16 protein-coding genes are annotated in these 18053 nt (G+C 54.5%); 12 read left to right on the top strand and 4 right to left on the bottom strand.

What is annotated here, in order from left to right; all coding sequences use genetic code 11:
* Positions 1 to 42 precede the first annotated feature (42 nt).
* The 7 genes from MKY74_RS30585 to MKY74_RS30555 all read left to right on the top strand — a co-directional run bounded on the left by MKY74_RS30585 (position 43) and on the right by MKY74_RS30555 (position 7652).
* Positions 43 to 471, top strand: coding sequence for a MarR family winged helix-turn-helix transcriptional regulator (locus MKY74_RS30585; protein WP_076173563.1), 429 nt, complete (start codon positions 43 to 45; stop codon positions 469 to 471).
* A gap of 158 nt (positions 472 to 629) precedes the next feature.
* A complete protein-coding gene (locus tag MKY74_RS30580) occupies positions 630 to 2267 on the top strand; it encodes an MFS transporter (RefSeq protein ID WP_076173564.1) in 1638 nt (545 codons plus the stop codon).
* A gap of 41 nt (positions 2268 to 2308) precedes the next feature.
* Positions 2309 to 2941: an HlyD family secretion protein gene (locus MKY74_RS30575; protein ID WP_076173565.1), complete on the top strand. Its 633-nt coding sequence runs from the start codon at positions 2309 to 2311 to the stop codon at positions 2939 to 2941.
* A 338-nt stretch (positions 2942 to 3279) separates the two neighbouring features.
* The gene (locus MKY74_RS30570; protein WP_076173566.1) at positions 3280 to 3861 is read left to right on the top strand and encodes an SLOG family protein; all 582 of its coding nucleotides are present in this window, start codon (positions 3280 to 3282) and stop codon (positions 3859 to 3861) included.
* Between the two features lie 65 nt (positions 3862 to 3926).
* Positions 3927 to 4913 (top strand): Gfo/Idh/MocA family protein, encoded by a 987-nt coding sequence (locus MKY74_RS30565; protein WP_076173567.1) that lies wholly within the window; start codon positions 3927 to 3929, stop codon positions 4911 to 4913.
* Positions 4907 to 5437: a hypothetical protein gene (locus tag MKY74_RS30560; RefSeq protein WP_244169369.1), complete on the top strand. Its 531-nt coding sequence runs from the start codon at positions 4907 to 4909 to the stop codon at positions 5435 to 5437. The genes MKY74_RS30565 and MKY74_RS30560 overlap by 7 nt, the downstream gene beginning before the upstream one ends.
* Positions 5438 to 5726: 289 nt before the next feature.
* Positions 5727 to 7652, top strand: coding sequence for a PAS domain S-box protein (locus MKY74_RS30555; protein ID WP_076173569.1), 1926 nt, complete (start codon positions 5727 to 5729; stop codon positions 7650 to 7652).
* Between the two features lie 105 nt (positions 7653 to 7757).
* Here MKY74_RS30555 and MKY74_RS30550 read toward each other — a convergent pair whose 3' ends face one another.
* Positions 7758 to 9203 carry an esterase-like activity of phytase family protein gene (locus MKY74_RS30550; protein WP_076173570.1) on the bottom strand — a complete coding sequence of 482 codons (1446 nt, stop codon included), beginning with the start codon at positions 9201 to 9203 and terminating at the stop codon, positions 7758 to 7760.
* Positions 9204 to 9441: 238 nt separating this feature from the next.
* Here MKY74_RS30550 and MKY74_RS30545 point away from each other — a divergent pair, with 238 nt between their 5' ends.
* A complete protein-coding gene (locus tag MKY74_RS30545) occupies positions 9442 to 10035 on the top strand; it encodes a nitroreductase family protein (RefSeq protein WP_076173571.1) in 594 nt (197 codons plus the stop codon).
* 91 nt (positions 10036 to 10126) lie between these two features.
* Here the strand turns inward: MKY74_RS30545 and MKY74_RS30540 are convergent, their stop codons facing one another.
* The gene (locus MKY74_RS30540) at positions 10127 to 10582 is read right to left on the bottom strand and encodes a GNAT family N-acetyltransferase (RefSeq protein WP_144025485.1); all 456 of its coding nucleotides are present in this window, start codon (positions 10580 to 10582) and stop codon (positions 10127 to 10129) included.
* Between the two features lie 205 nt (positions 10583 to 10787).
* Between MKY74_RS30540 and MKY74_RS30535 the strand changes: the two genes are divergently transcribed.
* The 3 genes from MKY74_RS30535 (at position 10788) to MKY74_RS30525 (ending at position 15135) form a co-directional block, all read left to right on the top strand.
* Complete coding sequence (locus MKY74_RS30535) at positions 10788 to 13652, top strand: family 78 glycoside hydrolase catalytic domain (protein ID WP_341013606.1); 2865 nt, start codon at positions 10788 to 10790, stop codon at positions 13650 to 13652.
* Between the two features lie 299 nt (positions 13653 to 13951).
* Entirely contained in the window at positions 13952 to 14968 is a 1017-nt protein-coding gene (locus MKY74_RS30530; RefSeq protein WP_076173574.1) for a TIR domain-containing protein, read from the top strand.
* Positions 14965 to 15135 carry a hypothetical protein gene (locus tag MKY74_RS30525; RefSeq protein ID WP_167372905.1) on the top strand — a complete coding sequence of 57 codons (171 nt, stop codon included), beginning with the start codon at positions 14965 to 14967 and terminating at the stop codon, positions 15133 to 15135. The genes MKY74_RS30530 and MKY74_RS30525 overlap by 4 nt, the downstream gene beginning before the upstream one ends.
* A 135-nt stretch (positions 15136 to 15270) precedes the next feature.
* On the opposite strand, the gene MKY74_RS30520 is transcribed toward MKY74_RS30525, so the two are convergent.
* On the bottom strand, positions 15271 to 16179 hold the full coding sequence (locus MKY74_RS30520; RefSeq protein WP_076173575.1) for an RCC1 domain-containing protein: 909 nt from the start codon (positions 16177 to 16179) through the stop codon (positions 15271 to 15273).
* A gap of 24 nt (positions 16180 to 16203) precedes the next feature.
* On the bottom strand, positions 16204 to 16887 hold the full coding sequence (locus MKY74_RS30515; RefSeq protein ID WP_076173576.1) for a DUF6273 domain-containing protein: 684 nt from the start codon (positions 16885 to 16887) through the stop codon (positions 16204 to 16206).
* A 182-nt stretch (positions 16888 to 17069) separates the two neighbouring features.
* On the opposite strand from MKY74_RS30515, the gene MKY74_RS30510 reads away from it, so the two are divergent.
* Positions 17070 to 17861, top strand: a complete 792-nt coding sequence (locus MKY74_RS30510; RefSeq protein WP_076173577.1) for a TatD family hydrolase — start codon at positions 17070 to 17072, stop codon at positions 17859 to 17861.
* Positions 17862 to 18053 lie beyond the last annotated feature (192 nt).

Genomic DNA, 18053 nt, shown 5'->3' with positions numbered 1-18053 from the left:
ATATGTATGAGAGCGGTTTAGCGAGAGAAGAGGGGGAGGAAGTTGAACAAAGATCGACTGGATGTGATCGAGTACCAGATCGCCCTGCTGGTCCGGCTGACGACGGCGCTCAGCCCCAGATTTGGGAACCTGGACCGGTCGGAATATCTCCTGCTCAGCGAGCTGGAGCACGCGGGCCCGCTGGCGATCAACGTGCTGGCAGAGCATCTGCTGCTGAACCTGTCCACGGCCAGCAGGCAAATCGCCGTGCTGGAATCCAAAGATTACGTCAAGCGGTATCCGGACACGAACAATGGCCGAATCAGCCTCATTGAGATTACACCCGGCGGACTGGATATTCTCCACAAAGTCCAGAAAGCCAGACATGATGCGTACGCGGACATCCTCAAGGAATGGAACGGTGATGGGCTGCAGCACTTGGAGGACAGCCTGACCCGGCTTAACCGGGATTTGAAACAACGGCATAAGTAGATCAGGAAAAAGCTGTGGATTTATCCAATAGCTTTTTCTCGCTGCCTGCGAAAATCCCGTTGCCAGCTGATCTGCATATGTTGTATAATACAACTTGCTATTTACAAGTTGTTCTGCATACGGACGTAATCATATACAAGACGAAAGGAGGAATCCGGATGAGTCAACTCATTAGCACTCCGATGTCGGAGAAAGAAAGGGTGGCCGTTCCGCAGTATTTGATCATATCGCTGCTGACGATTTTTGCGATCGGGCCCCAATACTTCAGCAATCTGGCTTATACCATCAACCAAGTGATCATTCAGAACGGACTGGATATGAGCTCGAATGATCTGCAGCTGCCGTCCACGCTGTCGAACCTGGCTTTCGCGCTCGGAGTACCGTTTGGACCGGTGCTGGCCCGCAGATTCGGCCTCAAGGCGCACTATCTGACGATGGTGTTTATTTTTTTGTGCGGCTCGTTGATTAACGCAGTGTCCACCGATGTGGCCGCCTTGACGATCGGGAAGGTGATCCAGGGCCTCAGCGCCGGTACGCTGTTTCTGGCGATTTTGCCGGTGAGCCTCCGTTCATTTCCGAACAAGATCCGCAATACATTTCTGTTTATGGTCATTACGGGCCTGTTTGGGGCAAGTGCCGTCGGAGCCTATTTCGGAGCCGTCTCCCTCAGCCTGGACGCCTGGCGCTGGCTGTACGTGCTGAACGTCGTCTCCGCCGTCCTCTGTCTGGCCGTTGGCTATTACGGCCTCCCGAAGTCGGAGGAGCATCACGGCGAGCACGAGCCATTGGATAAAACGGGAGTGTTTTTGTTTGTATTGACCATGATTTCGCTGGTGATTCCGCTGTGCAATTTAATGCAAAAGGGGTTCACTTCGTATGAGGTGTGGCCGTTTTTGTCCGTCGCCGTCATATTGGCGGTTCTGTTCGTCATCGTCGACCTCAGGGCCAAGACGCCGCTCGTGCCATTCCGTACGCTGAAGGCGCCCAAGCCGATTTCGGGCACGATCATGGCGATCGCGTCCCATGCGGTGCTCATCTTTGCGATTGCGGGAATCACCGGCTTTTTGAAAAATAACGTCAGCTTGTCGCCAAGTTATTTGTCCCATTTTTTCCTGTGGTTCTTCGTCGGCATTCTGATCACGGCTATTTTGAAAACCCTGCTGTACGACCGGCTCGGCGCCGGCGTCCTGGGTTTTATCGGATCGCTGGCCATTATTTATGTCTGCCTCAGCTGGCGAAACCTGGTGCCAACCGTAACGCTGCCTAAGCTTTACTTCCAGGCCGCCTGCCTTGGCGGCGGCGTCAGCATGGCTCTGGTCAGCGGAGCGCTCGGCACGGCCCTCGCGGGGGATATTCACAAAGCCTCGATGCGCTCCACGACGCTGCATACGATGCGAAATATCGTCGGCGCGGTGCTGTCTCCGCTGCTGGGCTGGTATTTGAGCCGGCAGAACACCGTGAATTACGAGCAGATCCGTTCCCATCTGGGCGAGTTTGATGCCGAAACGAAGCTGGAGCTGGCACAGATGACCCGGAAGCTGATGGGATCGGGAATGACGGCGGCCCAGGCGCAGAGCACGGCTTCCTATGAGCTGATTGCTAATACGAAGCGGGCGGCCATCCTAGGAGCGTACCATCACTTGTTTACGATGATGCTGGTTCTTGCAGTCATTATATTGCTGGCGTCGATCGGAAAAATCGTGACAGGCAAAGGCCTTTCGCTGGTGCAAAAGCCGAAAAAGCCGCTTGCCCTGCCGGGTCCCAAGGAAAGAGTAACAGCGGATTCCCATTCTTAAGATAAATTCAGAATAGAACGATATGGAGGAGAACAGGCAAGATGAACATTCGTTTAATCATCGGAAATGTTGTGGGCGTGCTGGTCGTGTTTATACTGATCGCAGCCGGCGCCTATGTTTATTACCAAAATGAAAATTACATCAAAACAAGCGACGCGGTCGTGTCCGCGGACATGATGCCCGTCGTATCCACTTACAGCGGTGTGCTGACCGACTGGCATGTCAAGACCGGATCGAACGTGACGGACAAGGACGTCGTAGGCACCGTATCCGACGGAACGAAGGCCGTACCGGTCAGCACCCGGATGAACGGTAAAATCATCAAGAGCGATGCGCGGAAGAACGAGCTGGTTCAGGCGGGACAGGTGCTCGCACAGGAAGCCGACTTGGATCATATGTACATCATCGCCAATATTAAGGAGAAGGACCTGAAGGACCTGAAGGTCGGCCAAAGCGTCGATATTAACGTGGACGGAGATTCGGGCAAAACGTTCAGCGGAACGGTCGACGAAATCGGCTATGCAACGACCTCGGTATTCTCGGTGCTTCCGCAGCAAAGCTCAACCGGCAGCTACACCAAGGTCACCCAGAAGGTGCCGGTCAAAATTTCGATCAACCAGCCTTCGGATAAAGTGCTTCCCGGCATGAACGCCGAAGTGAAAATTTCTTTGTAATCTATATAAGTTGAAACATTGAAATGGATGATGGGGCAAGTACGTAAAATGTCCCTGCGATCGCTCTTGTTTTCGGATTTCTTGATTTATTGAACCTACGGTTTAACTTATATATATTTCTCTAAAGGGGTACCTCCCCGCCATGATGGATTGGCGGCTGGTGCCTTTTTTGGCTGTCCCCTGCCCTATCACTTCAACAAGGGAAGGAGCGGCACCGAGCACAATCTGAATTTGCGGTGGAAGCCGCAAAGCAAAACAAGGTATGATAGAAGGAATGAATTACTCGCGGATCATCTGTTGAGGAAGAGGCATTCCAACTAAGTTAAGGTGTTGATGGTATGAAAAATTGTCTGGTCACCGGATACCGGGCGCATGAGCTGAACATCTTTGGGCAGAAGCATCCGGGCATTCCGTATATTAAGCAGGCGATTACGGCCAAGCTGATTCCGCTCCTTGAAGAGGGACTGGAGTGGGTTATCACCCCGGGGCAGTACGGCGTGGACCTGTGGGGCATCGAGGCGGCTATTGCGCTGAAAGAGCAGTATCCAGAGCTCAAATGCTCGATCATTTCGGCCTTTGCCAGCCCGGAAGAGAAGTGGAAGGAAGACAAGCAGGAGTATTACCGGCAAATTCTCAGAGAGATCGACTATTACGGCGTTGTCAGCAACCAGCCCTATAGCGGCCCGTGGCAGTTTGCAGCCAGGGATGATCTGCTGTTCCGGAAGACGGACGGCATCGTGCTCGTATATGACGAGGATGCAGGCGAGGGCACCGGCAAATTTTATAAAGAGAGAGCCTTGAAGAAGCAGCAGGAAGAGGGCTATGAGTATATTAACATCAGCTCTGAAGATATTCAGTCCATGGTGGGCGAGGCCGCTCATGATATGGATTCCGAAGTGGACAGCTTCTTTGGGGAATGAGACAATATAGTCATCGTGAGTATTCACAAAGACAGAACTGACAAGTTAGGAGAGGAAGCGAGAAGATGATACGATTCGGGGTAATCGGAACCAACTGGATTACGGAGCGGTTTCTGCAGGCTGCCGCGGAGAATGACCAGTTTCAGCTTGCCGCAGTATATTCCCGGACCCTGGAAAAGGGAGAGGCTTTTGCCGCGGAGCACGGATCTCCGCGGGTGTTCACGGATCTCGAGGCAATGCTGTCGGACGGGGTTGTAGACGCGGTCTACATCGCCAGTCCGAACTCTTTTCACGCGGACCAGGCGATCCTGTGCATGAACCACGGCAAGCATGTGCTGTGCGAGAAGCCGATGGCTTCGCACAGCTTGGAACTGAAGCGGATGATCGAGGCGGCCCGCAGCAATGACGTGCTGCTCATGGAAGCGATGAAGTCCACGCTGATGCCGAATTTTAGAATCATGAAGGACAACCTGTACAAAATCGGCCAGATCCGGCGGTATTTTGCCAGCTACTGTCAATATTCCTCGCGCTATGACGCCTTTAAGGAGGGGACGGTGCTCAACGCCTTCAATCCCGAGTTTTCCAACGGTTCACTCATGGACTTGGGCATATACTGCATCTATCCGATGGTTTCGCTCTTTGGCCGGCCTGAATACGTGAAGGCGACAGGTATCATGTTGTCATCAGGCGTGGATGGGGAAGGCAGCATGGTGCTGCGCTATCCGGAGATGGACGCGGTCATCATGTATTCGAAAATATCCGACTCCTTCCTGCCCGCCGAAATTCAGGGTGAGAACGGAACGATGGTCATCGACCGGATCAACCAGCCTTATGAAGTGAAAATCCAGTACAGGGACGGCACGGTCGAGGACCTCACGCAGCTGCAGACCCATGAATCGATGTACTATGAGCTGGACGAGTTTATCCGGCTGATCGAACGCGGCAAACGCGACAGCAAGATCAATTCTTTGGAGAGCTCCCTCATCGTCGCGGAAATTATGGAGGATGCGAGACGCCAGATCGGTCTCAAATATGCGGCAGACGTATGGTGATGTTCGATCCGAGCATTTTCGACAACCTGAAGGTGGCGGTGGAGAACCTGGTCTACGACCTGGACAACCTGGACGGTGCAGTTCGCGTCACCGGCCGCGACGACCGGATGGAAATGTCGGTCATGTCGAGGGAATTTGCCATTCGGTTCGCGCGCAGCGGGAACGAAGCGGTGACCGCAGAGATCGGTCTTGCCGCCTCGCTGGCCGATTTGGCCGCGGAGCTGCTGGAGCAGAAGGAGGCACAGCCAGGGTGCACGATCCGAATCCGCTTTGATATGGAAGTCGGTCCGCAGGGCGAGGAATGTGCTGTCATCCAGAGCCTGCTGGAACAGCGGTGGCCGAAGCAGTCGGTATCCCAGACGCTCAGCTGGCGCTATGGCGATGAGACAAAACGCTTGTCGAATACGGCGGAAATCCGGTTTGCCCGGAAAATCGGCGAGGAACAGATGGAGGATCTGCCGGGGCTGCTGGAGCATGTCGTCCGGACCCTTGACGAACTGACCGTGCTGCTGAAATCCGAATAAACGCAAGGAAGCCTGCAGATCTGCAGGTTTTTTCTTTCTGCCGATTTATCATTACGTTCGCTATAGCCTTGCCTTCCGGCAAAGGTTGGAACTATAAATTTCGCCACATTTCTGTCATAATGATCGTCAAAGAGGTTTCAAAATCGTCAATTTTGTTTATATCTCTTTATAAGCATGCTTATGCTTATTTTGGTTTGTCAGGGGTCGGACTACAGTTCCTTTAAGATATGAACGCGATGGAGAGAAAAATACAAAAACCAGGCTGTACTACCATGGCAGGAGGCGCAAAATGAACAGAGTACAGAATGAAGAGGAGTATTCTTATTTACAGCATGTGTACCAAAATGCTCCTTTTGGTGTTGCCGTGATTACCGTCCGGGGAGAATGGGTTCAAGCAAACCCGGCGCTCACCCGCATTCTGGGATATTCCTGGGAGGAACTTCAGCAACAGCGTTTTGAAAGATTGATTTACCGCGAAGATCTGGAAACCAATTTGAGCCAGGTGAAGATGCTTATTCAAAATTATCCAGAGCAGACTTCCGTCGAAATCGAAGGCCGCTACATCCGGAAAGATGAGAGAACCGTGTGGGCGGCCGTGCATATTTCTATTATGCCGGACGCGGAGGGAAATCCCGAACATTACATAGTCGTTTTGAACGATATTTCCCATACGAAGGCTGCCGAGCAGAAGCTGCAGGAAACCGTCGAGCGGTATACCTCCCTAAAAAGATATAACCACGACGCGATCATTTCACTCGATTTAAATGGAAATATTTTGAATGCCAATACCCGAGCCGAGCAGATGACCGGCTGCAAGGTCAGCGAGATGGCGGGCAGGAGCATTGCGCGCTTTATCGGGGAGCGGAACCTGCAGCGGGTGTTGAAGGAAGCGCTGAACAACCCGACCGTAGAGCAGGATATCAAGACGCTCCGGCATAAGGACGGCCACATGGTGGAGGTCATCACGACGCTGGCACCCATCATCATCAACAACAAAAATGTGGGCTTCTATATCATTGCCAAGGATTTCACCGAGCAGCGGCAGCTCATTATGGCCAAGGAGCTGGCGGAAAGTACGAATAAAGCGAAAAGCGAGTTTCTGGCGATGATGAGCCATGAGATCCGGACGCCGATGAATGGTGTCATCGGAATGACGGATTTGCTGGAGACGACGACGGACCTCGACGATGAGCAGAAGGAATATATCGAAATTATCCGCAAGAGCGGTGAAACGCTGCTGGCCATCATCAACGATATTCTGGATTTTTCCAAGGTGGAAGCCGGTATGACGGAACTGCAGGAGGATATGTTCGATCTGAAGCAGTGCATCCAGGAAACGTTCGATATGGTGTCCGCCAAGGCGAGCGCCAAACAGCTGGAGATGTCCTTTACCGTTGAGGACGACATTCCGGAGATGCTCTTCGGGGATCCCAAGCGGATCAAGCAGGTTCTGATGAACCTCGTGGGCAACGCGGTGAAGTTTACGCTTCATGGAGGGATTACGGTCAACGTCCGGAAGGTGTTCGAGGAGGACGAGCTGATTGATCTGGAATTCAAGGTATCGGATACGGGCATTGGCATTCCGGATAACAAGCTGGAAGCGATCTTCGAACCGTTCTCCCAGGTGGACAATTTCATGACCCGCAATTATGAAGGAACCGGGCTGGGGCTGGCCATCAGCAAGAAGCTCGTGAACGTCATGGGCGGCCATATATGGGTAGAGAAAAAGGAAGGACCCGGAACGACCTTTGTGTTTACGGTCCTTCTCAAGAATCGACAGGAGCCTGAGCATGCCAATAGCTGCGAACAAAAGGAAACATCCGATACCGATCCGCTCAACATTCTGATTGCGGAGGACAATGAGATCAACCAGATCGTGCTGCGCAAAATGCTGGAGAAGCAGGGCCATGCGGTGACCGTCGTCACCAACGGCCACGATGTGCTGCGGGCGGCCGAAAACACGACGTATGACATCATCTTCATGGACGTCCAGATGCCTGGCATGAACGGTCTGGAGACGACCCGCAAGCTTCGGGCGACCCTGCCGAAGGACAGCTGCCCGATGATCGTGGCGGTCACAGCCAACGCGCTGAAGGAGGACCGGGATATCTGCCTCGGGGCAGGGATGGACGAATACATCAGCAAGCCCGTCAAAAGCCAGCCTGTTCTTGCTGTATTGGAGCAGGTCAAGCGAAAGGTTGGCAGCCGGCGGTAACGGCATGGCGAAGATTGACCGCCAACCCTAAACGGGTTTTCGCGTAACCCAAAAAGACCGGCCACGGAGGAAGTCTCCATGGCCGGTCTTTTATAGATTTGCGCCTTATTTTAAATCGTAGGGAAGCTCGAAGGTCCACAGGTCCGTGCCGTTTTCCTTGGCATCCGGATTGGTGACGCCAAAGTCATTGTCGTTCACGATGACCAGCGTATGTCCGTTCACGAGCGAGATGCCTTCGATTTTCTCGTTCGGATAGTTGAATTCCACCGCATCGAGCACAGTCCGCTTGAGCGGCGTCATAATGCCGGCTTGGCGAAGCTCGGCCGGGCTCATCTGCTCCAGCGTTTTGCCGCTGGGTCCCGCCTCGTCATACTTGCCGAGAATGTTGGTTGCATCGGTCAGGTTGATGGCATAAATCCGTTTGAGCTGGGCGGCATCGCCGGCATTTTTGTCGCGTTCGTCGATCAGCAGGGTGTTCTCATCGATGACGTTAAGATCAGAAATGACGATATCGGATTGCTTCAGGCCCTTGAACTGGCCAGCGTCTTCAGTAAGATAGGCGTATTCGGCTACCGGCTTGAGAGTGGCCAGGTCGATCTTCAAAATGCGGAGTGCCCGGGAATTATCGACGCTCTTGTCGGGATTCCGCAGCGGGCTCTGCATAGCCATAAACATCCACTTCCCGTCCGGCGTAATTCCGACCGCTTCTGCACCGCGGTTCTGGCGGCGGTCCAAATAAACGGCAGGCAGCGTATCCTTCAGCGGCAGCGCTGCCGTGTTCAGCTCGGAGCTGATCCCTTGGGGCGCCAGGCGCTGCACCAGCGTACCGTCGCGTTTTACCTGTACAAGGTAAGGGCCGTACTCGTCGGAGATCCAGAATGTATCGTCCTGCGGGTTATAAGCAAGCCCTTCGACATCAAGTCCATAAGGATCGTAAGAGATGACATTCTGGGCGGTTGTCTCATAAGGGACCTCGTCCCGGGATTTTAGGTTCGGCAGTCCTGTAATCTTGCTGCTGCCCGTCACGGGATCTGTTCCGTTGATTTTGAGCGGAATGGTCTCAAGGACGGCGATTTTCCCTTGATCCAGCTGGATTTTATAGATGGACGGCGTATAGTTCGGCAGCGGGAACGTCCGGCGGGTTTCGCCGTTTACGTCGATTTCCCCGTTCGGGCCGCGGTCAGCCGTCGTATAGAAGACGTTATCCGGGTCGCCCGGGATATGCGCCAGCGAGGAGCCGATGCCAAATTTGATGCCCTCCGCCAGATCCGCATGATCCAGCGTGTATTTACCGGTCAGCTTGGGCTTGTCCGTAAAAGAAGCCGTTTGGCGAACTTCGTCCCAGTCGACATACTTGCCGAGCAGGTTGCCGAGGTCGCGGATCGGAAAATACAGGTGATCCTGCTGCTCAACGGCAGGGACGGACGGTGTAAACGACTGTCCATTAACGGAATACTTCACATCGGCCGGTGCTGCCGATGCGCTCTGAAGCAGGGCTGTGCCCCCCACGGACAAGGCCGCGAGGGCGGAAACGAACCATTTTTTTGTCATAGTGATGAACCCCTTCCCGAAGGATATGTATAAACAGCTTGTCTGCTTCAGTGTACGCTTGCAGTGTTAACGGATCATTATCGGAACGTCACCGCAGGGTAAAAGGGGGTAAACCTCCGTCTTCACGCAGCTTGGAGAAGCCCGGTGGAATCGCCGGGTTAGAAATCGCGGTCCGTTTTTTGCTACAATAGTACACAGGACTTGATTAAGCATTCTTAAAGAGAGTGGGGAATGAGATATGAACGTATCGGAAGCGATCCGCTCCAGACGGAGCATCGGGAAAGTGATGCAGGAGGAAGTGCCTGCCGCCTCCATTGAACAAATTCTGGAGGCGGGCACCTGGGCGCCGAACCACCGGATGACCGAGCCATGGCGCTTCTTCGTCCTTCGCGGGGAAGGACGGGATCTGCTCGGCAACGCATTGGCGGAAGTCGCTGTGGAGCAGGCGGGCGGACCGGGATCCCCGGAAGCCGAAGCGGCGGCGGAATCGGCCCGGCAGAAGCCGATGCGCGCTCCGGTTGTCATCGCGGTGGCGGTCACGCCGAAGGATCACCCCAAGGTGATTGAACTGGAGGAGTACGGAGCGGTGTTCGCGGCGATCCAGAATATGCTGCTGGAAGCGCATGCTCTGGGCCTCGGAGCGATCTGGAGAACCGGCGAGCCGACATACCACGCCAAGATGAACGAGCATTTCGGTCTTGGCCCGAACGACAAGGTACTCGGCTTTATTTATCTGGGCGTTCCGGCTGAAGGACAGGCGCCTCAAGGCAAACGCACGCCTTACCAGGACTTGACCGTCTGGGTGGACCGGGCGGATGCATTAAAGAAATAGAGGGTGGCTGAATAATCCGGCTGCTCTTATGCGGAAGAAGAGCCTGCGCGGCAAGCGCGGGCTTTTTTTCGTGAAACGGGAAGATGACCCGTCAGGGGGAGCCTATTTCATAAAATGCGGTTGGATAGACGCCAAACATCATTCGTTCGTCCACCTTTCTAAATCCCTGTTTTTCATAAAAGCTGCACAACTTGGGTCTGTCCGCGGCACAGTCCAGCCTTAAATAGGTCTTATTCAGCTCTTTTGTCCGCGTTTTCGCCCATTCGATCATCTCGTCAGAAAAGCCTTTTCCCGCATATTTCCTTCTTACCGCCAATTTGTGAATAAACAGGCTGTCGTTTTTGGATTCCGGCCAAAATATTGGATCCTCTTCCTGAAGGATCATCACGGCCGCTGCTTCATCATTCTGATAACCAATATAGCATTGCTCGATGGAGCAGCTTTTCAGTATATGTTCAGGGGTTAATTGATGGGGATCCCACATCGCCTTGCCTTCGATTTGTAACCATAACGAAGCTTCTCTAAGAATGGAAAAGAATTCGTCCAATTTGCCCTCCGTTATATTCCTGATTTCTAGCCTCAAATCTTCCTCCTCCTTACCATCAATAACATAACCGCAAATTCAAGGCGTGCAGCTACAATACTGTGTTTTCCATTCTACACTGAGTGACTGAATTCCTTGAGCTGAATTTCACCGCTTTACTTGACAACAGGGCGGTGATTGTACAAAGCTAAGGGCAGAGAGGAGGCTTATGATGGATAAGCATTGGAAGGCGTTGTGGATTTGGGGAGAGGGAGAGCCAAGTCCCCGGAATGAATGGAGATGCTTCCGCAAGACCTTTGCCTATGAGGGGGACACGGGACAGCCCGTATCGCTTAGCATCACCGCAGACTCGCGCTACGTTTTTTTTGTAAACGGTTACCTGGCCGGCAGGGGAACGACGCGCTCCTGGCCGAAGGAGCAGATGTATGATACATACAGCATCGGGCACCTGCTGCGTCCGGGGGCGGACAATACGATTGCGGTGCTTGTCCTTCATTTTGGACTGGCCAATTTTTATTATCTCGCCGGGCGCGGGGGACTGATTGCCCAGGTGGAGTACGGGGACGAGGTGATTGCCGCCACGGACCGGACCTGGAGAACGGCCAAGCTGGCGGCCCAGGACAGCACTTCTCCGCGGATGTCTTGTCAGCAGGGATTTGCCGAAGTGTATGACGCCAGGCTGTGGGATGAGGCATGGAACCAGCCGGGATACGATGACGCCTCCTGGAGTGCCGCGTTGGAAATTGGCCCGGCAGGCACGCAGCCGTGGACGCGGCTCATTCCAAGGGACATCCCGTTCCTGACGGAAGAGAAGAAGTACCCGTCCAAGGTGATGTCTTTGGCCCGCGTCAAGGCACCAAGGTTCACGACCGCCATCGACCTGCGGAACCAGATGGTGAAAGACAGCATCACGCACGCCAATCCGGTGGGCTTTACCGGCCTCTTGGCTGCGGTACTGGTCATGGAAGAGGATGGCGAAGTAGCCATCGGCTTTCCGACCGGCACGCGGGCCGACGATCTGTACGTCGACGGCATCCGCTGCAACCCGGCACATGTGGATCAGCCGGAAACATACTACACGCTGACCTTGGGCAGCGGGAGTCATCTGCTGCTGATGGACATTACGTCCGGCGACCATGGCTCGGTGTTCCACATCGGAGTGGACAGCGAGGCGGCGTTTACGCTGCGGGCTCCACTTCACGCGGCACGAAATGAGGAGGGCAATCCGTTTACGGCCGTCGGCCCTTTCGATGCGGTTGAGTATATCGATTACAAGGACGGCCGGGAGCTCCACAGGGACGATCCGGACTATTTACGGCTGAAGACGATCCGGACCGAGCAGGAGCTTCAGGGCTATGAACGCTGGATGCAGCCCGTGTCGAGACAGCTGTATTCGACCGTGGATGTATTCGGGGCCAGCGTATGGCGGACGCTGAGCGAAAAACACCGGGTGCCGCAAGAGCTGCAATTTGCAGTGCTGCCGACGCAGAACTTCGCACAGCTCGAGGCGTTCCCCGATGGTGACTGCGAGATCGTGATTGATCTGGGCAAGGAGCGTTCCGGTTTTATCGGCTTCGAACTGGACGCGCCGGAAGGCACGGTCATTGATGCGTACGGGGTCGAATACATCAAGGACGATTACCGGCAGCATACGTACGGCCTCGAAAATACGTTCCGTTATATATGCCGGTCCGGCCGCCAGTCCTACCTGTCGCCCGTCCGCCGCGGCTTCCGGTACTTGATTCTGACCATCCGCGAACAGCGTGGTCCGGTGAAGCTTCACGAAGTATACATCCGGCAGAGCACGTATCCCGCCGCCGAGATCGGCGCGTTCCGCTGCTCGGACGCCCGGCTGAACGATATTTGGGACATCAGCCGTCACACGACCCGGCTGTGCATGGAAGACACGTTCATCGACTGCCCTTCCTATGAGCAGGTGTTCTGGGTCGGGGACAGCCGCAATGAGGCGCTCGTCAATTATTATGTGTTCGGCGTGACCGACATCGTCAAACGCTGCCTGCGGCTGGTTCCGGGATCGGCAGACATGACGCCGCTGTATGTGAACCAGGTCCCGAGCGCCTGGAACAGCGTGATCCCGAACTGGACTTTCTTCTGGGCCATCGCCTGCCGCGAATTTATTTCCCATACGAACGATACGGCGTTTGCGGCGGAAATCTGGCCGGCGGTTCAGCTGACTATGGAGGCCTACCTGGAACATCTGAACGGGGACGGACTGCTGGAGATGAAGGGCTGGAACTTCCTGGACTGGGCCCCGATCGATCAGCCGCGCGAAGGCATCGTGACCCATCAGAACCTGTTCTTGGCCAAGGCGCTGCGCGATGCGGCAGCCATTGCGGCCGCGGCCGGGCAGAAAGGGACCGCCGCCGCATATGAGGAAGCATCCGGTCGGCTGACGGAAGCCATTAACCGGCATCTGTGGTCCGATGAACGCCACGCCTATCTGGACTGCATCCATGCGGACGGCCGCCGTTCCGATACTTTCAGCATGCAGACCCAGGTGGTCGCCTACCTGTGCGGGGCCGCTTCCGGCGGCAGAAAAGCGCTGATGGAAGCCTATTTGAAGTTTCCTCCCGCGGATTTCGTGCAGATTGGCAGCCCGTTCATGTCCTTCTTCTATTACGAGGCGCTGGAGGAAGCCGGCCAGTTCGAGCTGCTGCTCGCCGACATTCGGGCCCATTACGGGCAGATGATCGATAACGACGCCACCACCTGCTGGGAGATGTACCCGAACTTCAGCGAAAACCGGGCCAATCCGAACCAGCTTACCCGGAGCCATTGCCATGCCTGGTCCGCCGCCCCGGGATATTTTCTGGGCGAATGCATTCTCGGCGTAAAACGGCTTGAGGACGGATGGAGCAAGGTAGCGGTCGCTCCCCAGCCGTGCGGACTAAGCTGGGCCAGTGGGACCGTTCCGCTGCCGGCCGGCGGCGAAATCCGCGTCCGCTGGAACGTTTCGGACAACCGGATGACGCTGCGCGTAGAGTCTCCGGCCGATGTGGAGGTCGAGGTGCGTTTTCCGGAAGGAATGCAGGGTGAAGTTGAGCTGGTATAGCGGAAAAGGATATCATTCAAGCGTTTATTGTGGAGACGTACCTTCACAGCAGATGCTGTCGGTGAGGCAGGTCGTCCGTTCCCGGTACTTGGCTTGTACACGAAGGCTGCGGTTCAGCAGGGCTGTCCGCAGTCCTTTACTTTTTGTAACCTTTTTATATAGACAAGTTCTGTCAGGCATACATAGCAAACTTTGAAATCATGGGCGGACTTTCGTAAGCGCGAAAAGTAACAGTCATTGAATCTACCATGCTATGATATACTGATAATAGGTAGATTATGGATGTTCTGGAGGGAGTTATGGACAAACCTTTCGTTTTCATCGGCTCATCCAGGGAAGCCATTCCGATCGTGAATGCGGTGCAGGAGGAACTGGAGCACTACGCGGTCGTGACTCCTTGGCATAGAGGAGTGTTTCACGCCAACCGTTATACGATGGAGGACTTGGAAGCCCAGATCCAGGGTAGCGATTTTGCGGTTTTTGTGTTCCACCCTGATGACGTGACGCTCGTGCGGGGTAAGTTATATTATACAGCCAGAGATAATACGGTGTTTGAGATGGGCTTGTTTTGGAGTAAACTGGGGAGAGAACGGGTATTTTTTCTCGTTCCGTCGCATATTCCTGAGCAGGAGGATGAGGAGGAGGAACGGATTGAAGGCTTTAAGACGCCTTCGGATCTGTTCGGCATGACCACGCTCACCTATCAGATGAACCCGCGCAACTGGAATGCGGCGGTGGGCGTCTCGTGCAGTAAAATCGGCAGCATGATCGAGCATTGGGGCAGCAAACAGAGCGATCCTTACGATCTGCTCCGTGAATCCGAAGAGGAGAGGGACAGGCTGCTGAAGATTATCGGCTTTTTTGAGGAATTGAATCATAAGCCTGCACTTGATACGGATATTTACAACCGGATCTGCCGGGCGCTGCGGCTGTCGTTTATTTCCACGCCGTATACGGTCAGCGGCACAGCACTTTTCAAAGCCGGGGACCGTACAATAAAGCAGGTCGGCAGCGACGGGGTTGGCGAAATCGGCTATGAATATTCCTTAGATGCCAATGTCAACCTGAGACCGGGAGAAGAACCGATCCATGTGGTGGACGTTCACGCCAGCGGAAATGTGACATTTAGTCAACGAAATCGCAAATCGGTTGTGAAGGAATATATCTTGTGTTATCCTTTAGCGAGAAGATACGTGTTCACGGTCCACCTGAGAGGTTCCGTCCAGGTCACGGAGCAGATTTTTGAGGAGATATGTTATCTCAATAAAGCGTTACTGGATTCAATTCATGATTTATTAGGAGGGGAATCGTCATGAGTCAACGACACAGACCCACATTTCGCAAATATGGTCTTAGGAGTCCGGCGATCCTGCCTCTGAGCGGGCTGAAGAAAGTGGTAGCCCCGTCCGTTGACGGCCCAGACGAAACGTATACCGTTCTCTTTGAGAAGAAGGCGGAATACGGCAAACCCGTATACAAATAATGACGCTAGACCGCACTCCGTCAGGATGCGGTCTTTTTATATGATCGGGCGGTGTCAACCCGCCTGATTCAATGTCGCATACCCCTTGCCTAATTCGAAGTCCGGCTCATGTTTTCGTGTGGAATGTCAAGTTATTCATATTGATAACGAAGTGCCGGGCAGCAGGATGCCGCTCCAGCCGCTGACATCGCACTGGCCATATTCGTTGTGACCCACAGCCACCACCGTGCCATCCGATTTCAGGCCGACGGTATGCGTACATCCCGCCGCGACGGCCACCATATCGCGCCAGCCGCTGACATCGCACTGGCCATATTCGTTGTGACCCACAGCCGTCACCGTGCCGTCCGATTTGAGGCCGACGGTATGATAACTGCCCGCCGCAATCGCCACCATTCCGCGCCAGCCGCTTACATCGCATTGACCATGCTTATTCAGACCCACAGCCGCCACCGTACCATCCGAGTGAAGCCCGACGGTATGAAGGTAACCTGCGGCTGTTGCGACCATGCCGCTCCAGCTGCTAACATTGCATTGGCCATACCGATGATTACCTGCAGCCGTTACCGTGCCGTCCAATTGAAGGCCCACGGTATGCCAGTCACCCGCTGCGACCGCAGCTATATCACGCCAGCCGCCAACGTCGCATTGGCCTTCATGGTTTCGGCCCACGGCTACTACGGTGCCATCCGATCGCAGGCCGACGGTACGGCGCCAGCCTGCCGCAACCGCTGCAATATCGCGCCAACCGTCTACGCTGCATTGGCCATGCTTATTCCAACCCGCCGCGACCACCCTACCGTCCGACTTCAGACCGACGGTATGGGCATTGCCTGTGTTCGCCGCCATATGAACATTACCGGCCGCTACCGCCACCAGATCACGCCAGCCGCTTACATCACATTGGCCGTATTTATTATCGCCCGCAGCTGTTACCGTGCCGTCAGATTTCAGACCAACGGTATGACGAGGACCCGCCGCTATAGTTTGCCTAGGCCACTGTTTCACCTTTAACGCCGCTTCTTTCGATGTCATGCCATCCATGTCTGCCTCCCTTAAAAACAAGACTTAGGAAAGATTTATTTTTATAGCAGGACGTACGCCATATCCGCTTATGCTGTTATTCCCATAGCTGCGAATACTGCAGCCTGTCCCTACAAAATACGCGCGTGAAGGCTTGTTACCTTGGGTTCGCAGCCACCACCAGGAGCAGCCGGCTTCTTCGCCGTCCTTGAGGATATAGTTGTCTTTGTTCGATTTGTCATATACATATAAGCGGCATCCATCGGGCTTGTTCGTCTTGGCAAAATCGGTTCCAACCGCACGCCTCACATCCTTGCCGTGAACCCCGGATAAGTTCTCTAGCTCGGCAGCGCTAAGCAGAAAAACCTTGTCCTCTGTGTCCGGGCAGCCCTCTCCGTTGTCCGTGCAAGGTGTCGTCTTAATGAACTGTTTTTCGGCGTCACTAAATGCGGCGTTATAGAATTCATCATTCAGCCACTCGCGCAAATCGCAGTCCTGCCAAGTTATTTCCGTGCATTCGCGCCATTTCAGATCCGCGTTCTTGCCGTGATACCTCCTGCAGTCCAAAATATACTCGCTCAAAACAAACAGCTCGCTTCCTGAATGATGAAGAACACGCCATTGAATTGCCAGTTCTTGACCGTCTGCAGACTGCGGATACGTGCCGAACGTAATGATTTCGCCGGGCTTTAAGTTCCGGTGTGTAAAAGCTAAATGATCCTTTTCCATGAAGTTTTCCTCCTCCGTTTTTCAATTCAACTTCGATCATATAACATTCATGCAAGATTTCATTTGAAATGCCAGGAATCCTTGTGCAGAGGATCGTTGTCCCCTATAATATTGGTGCCGTACTTTATGGTTTGACTTTAAGGTAGATGCCTTAAGATAGATAACGAAAGGATTTGGCAGCCATGACTTTACCGATCATTGATATCGGCGTTAACCTGATGAATTCATCGTTCGACCGGGACCGGGAGGAGGTGTTGGCCCGGGCCGCTGAAGCGGGCGTAGAGCAGCTGATCATAACCGGAACGTCTGTGGAGAGCAGCGAGGAGGCGGCGCACTACGCAAAGTCGTATCCTGGCAGGCTGTTCTCGACGGCAGGCGTTCATCCGCATGACGCCAAGGACTGCGGACCGGATACGGCGGAGCGGCTGCGGCGGCTGGCCGGGCTGCCTGAGGTGGTGGCGATCGGCGAATGCGGGCTGGACTACAACCGGGATTTTTCCCCGCGCGACGTGCAGCGCCGCTGGTTTGAGGAGCAGCTGCGTCTGGCGGAAGAGCTGGACATGCCGCTGTTTCTGCATGAAAGGGACGCGAATGCCGATTTTGCCGCGATGCTGAAAGACCACCCGGCATTGATTCGGCGCGCGGTTGTGCATTGTTTTACGGGCAGCGCAGAAGAGCTGTACACCTACCTTGAGATGGGGCTGCACATCGGCATTACCGGCTGGATTTGCGACGAGCGGCGGGGCGGGCATTTGCGTGAGCTCGTCCGGGACATTCCGCTGGACCGCCTGATGATCGAGACCGATGCGCCTTATCTGACACCGCGTGATCTGCGGCCGAAGCCGAAGGGCGGACGGAACGAGCCCGCTTTCCTAGCGCACATTCTCGGGGTCATCGCCGACTGCAGGGGGGAAGAGCCTGCGGCGCTGGCTGCGGCTACGGTAAGGACGACCCGGCGCTTTTTCGGAATTTAAAAGGCGGCATAACGCCGCTCTAACGCTGGACATCCCAGGACAGCCGCAGCGGGCAGCCGACCAGGCTGCCCTTTTTTAAGAGATAAGAAAGTAAATTTTCGGAGCTTCTGCTCCCTGATCTCGCAAGAAAAACTTCCTCTATACGCGGTCGTCTTCTTTGAAAGTACGTCGATAGACGTTTTTCTTATTACG

It is taken from the genome of Paenibacillus sp. FSL R5-0378, assembly GCF_038009285.1.
GTDB classification, from domain to species: Bacteria; Bacillota; Bacilli; order Paenibacillales; family Paenibacillaceae; genus Paenibacillus_AQ; species Paenibacillus_AQ favisporus.
Note: the sequence above shows the minus strand (reverse complement) of the source record. Positions and strands in the feature narration are given on the sequence as shown.

What these genes read in the sequence shown, in the direction of transcription:
- MKY74_RS30580 (WP_076173564.1), top strand. Translation starts at nt 630, where the DNA reads ATGAGTCAACTCATTAGCACTCCGATGTCGGAGAAAGAAAGGGTGGCC.
- MKY74_RS30575 (WP_076173565.1), top strand. Translation starts at nt 2,309, where the DNA reads ATGAACATTCGTTTAATCATCGGAAATGTTGTGGGCGTGCTGGTCGTG.
- MKY74_RS30570 (WP_076173566.1), top strand. Translation starts at nt 3,280, where the DNA reads ATGAAAAATTGTCTGGTCACCGGATACCGGGCGCATGAGCTGAACATC.
- MKY74_RS30565 (WP_076173567.1), top strand. Translation starts at nt 3,927, where the DNA reads ATGATACGATTCGGGGTAATCGGAACCAACTGGATTACGGAGCGGTTT.
- MKY74_RS30560 (WP_244169369.1), top strand. Translation starts at nt 4,907, where the DNA reads ATGGTGATGTTCGATCCGAGCATTTTCGACAACCTGAAGGTGGCGGTG.
- MKY74_RS30555 (WP_076173569.1), top strand. Translation starts at nt 5,727, where the DNA reads ATGAACAGAGTACAGAATGAAGAGGAGTATTCTTATTTACAGCATGTG.
- MKY74_RS30550 (WP_076173570.1), bottom strand. Translation starts at nt 9,203, where the DNA reads ATGACAAAAAAATGGTTCGTTTCCGCCCTCGCGGCCTTGTCCGTGGGG.
- MKY74_RS30545 (WP_076173571.1), top strand. Translation starts at nt 9,442, where the DNA reads ATGAACGTATCGGAAGCGATCCGCTCCAGACGGAGCATCGGGAAAGTG.
- MKY74_RS30535 (WP_341013606.1), top strand. Translation starts at nt 10,788, where the DNA reads ATGATGGATAAGCATTGGAAGGCGTTGTGGATTTGGGGAGAGGGAGAG.
- MKY74_RS30530 (WP_076173574.1), top strand. Translation starts at nt 13,952, where the DNA reads ATGGACAAACCTTTCGTTTTCATCGGCTCATCCAGGGAAGCCATTCCG.
- MKY74_RS30525 (WP_167372905.1), top strand. Translation starts at nt 14,965, where the DNA reads ATGAGTCAACGACACAGACCCACATTTCGCAAATATGGTCTTAGGAGT.
- MKY74_RS30520 (WP_076173575.1), bottom strand. Translation starts at nt 16,179, where the DNA reads ATGGATGGCATGACATCGAAAGAAGCGGCGTTAAAGGTGAAACAGTGG.
- MKY74_RS30515 (WP_076173576.1), bottom strand. Translation starts at nt 16,887, where the DNA reads ATGGAAAAGGATCATTTAGCTTTTACACACCGGAACTTAAAGCCCGGC.
- MKY74_RS30510 (WP_076173577.1), top strand. Translation starts at nt 17,070, where the DNA reads ATGACTTTACCGATCATTGATATCGGCGTTAACCTGATGAATTCATCG.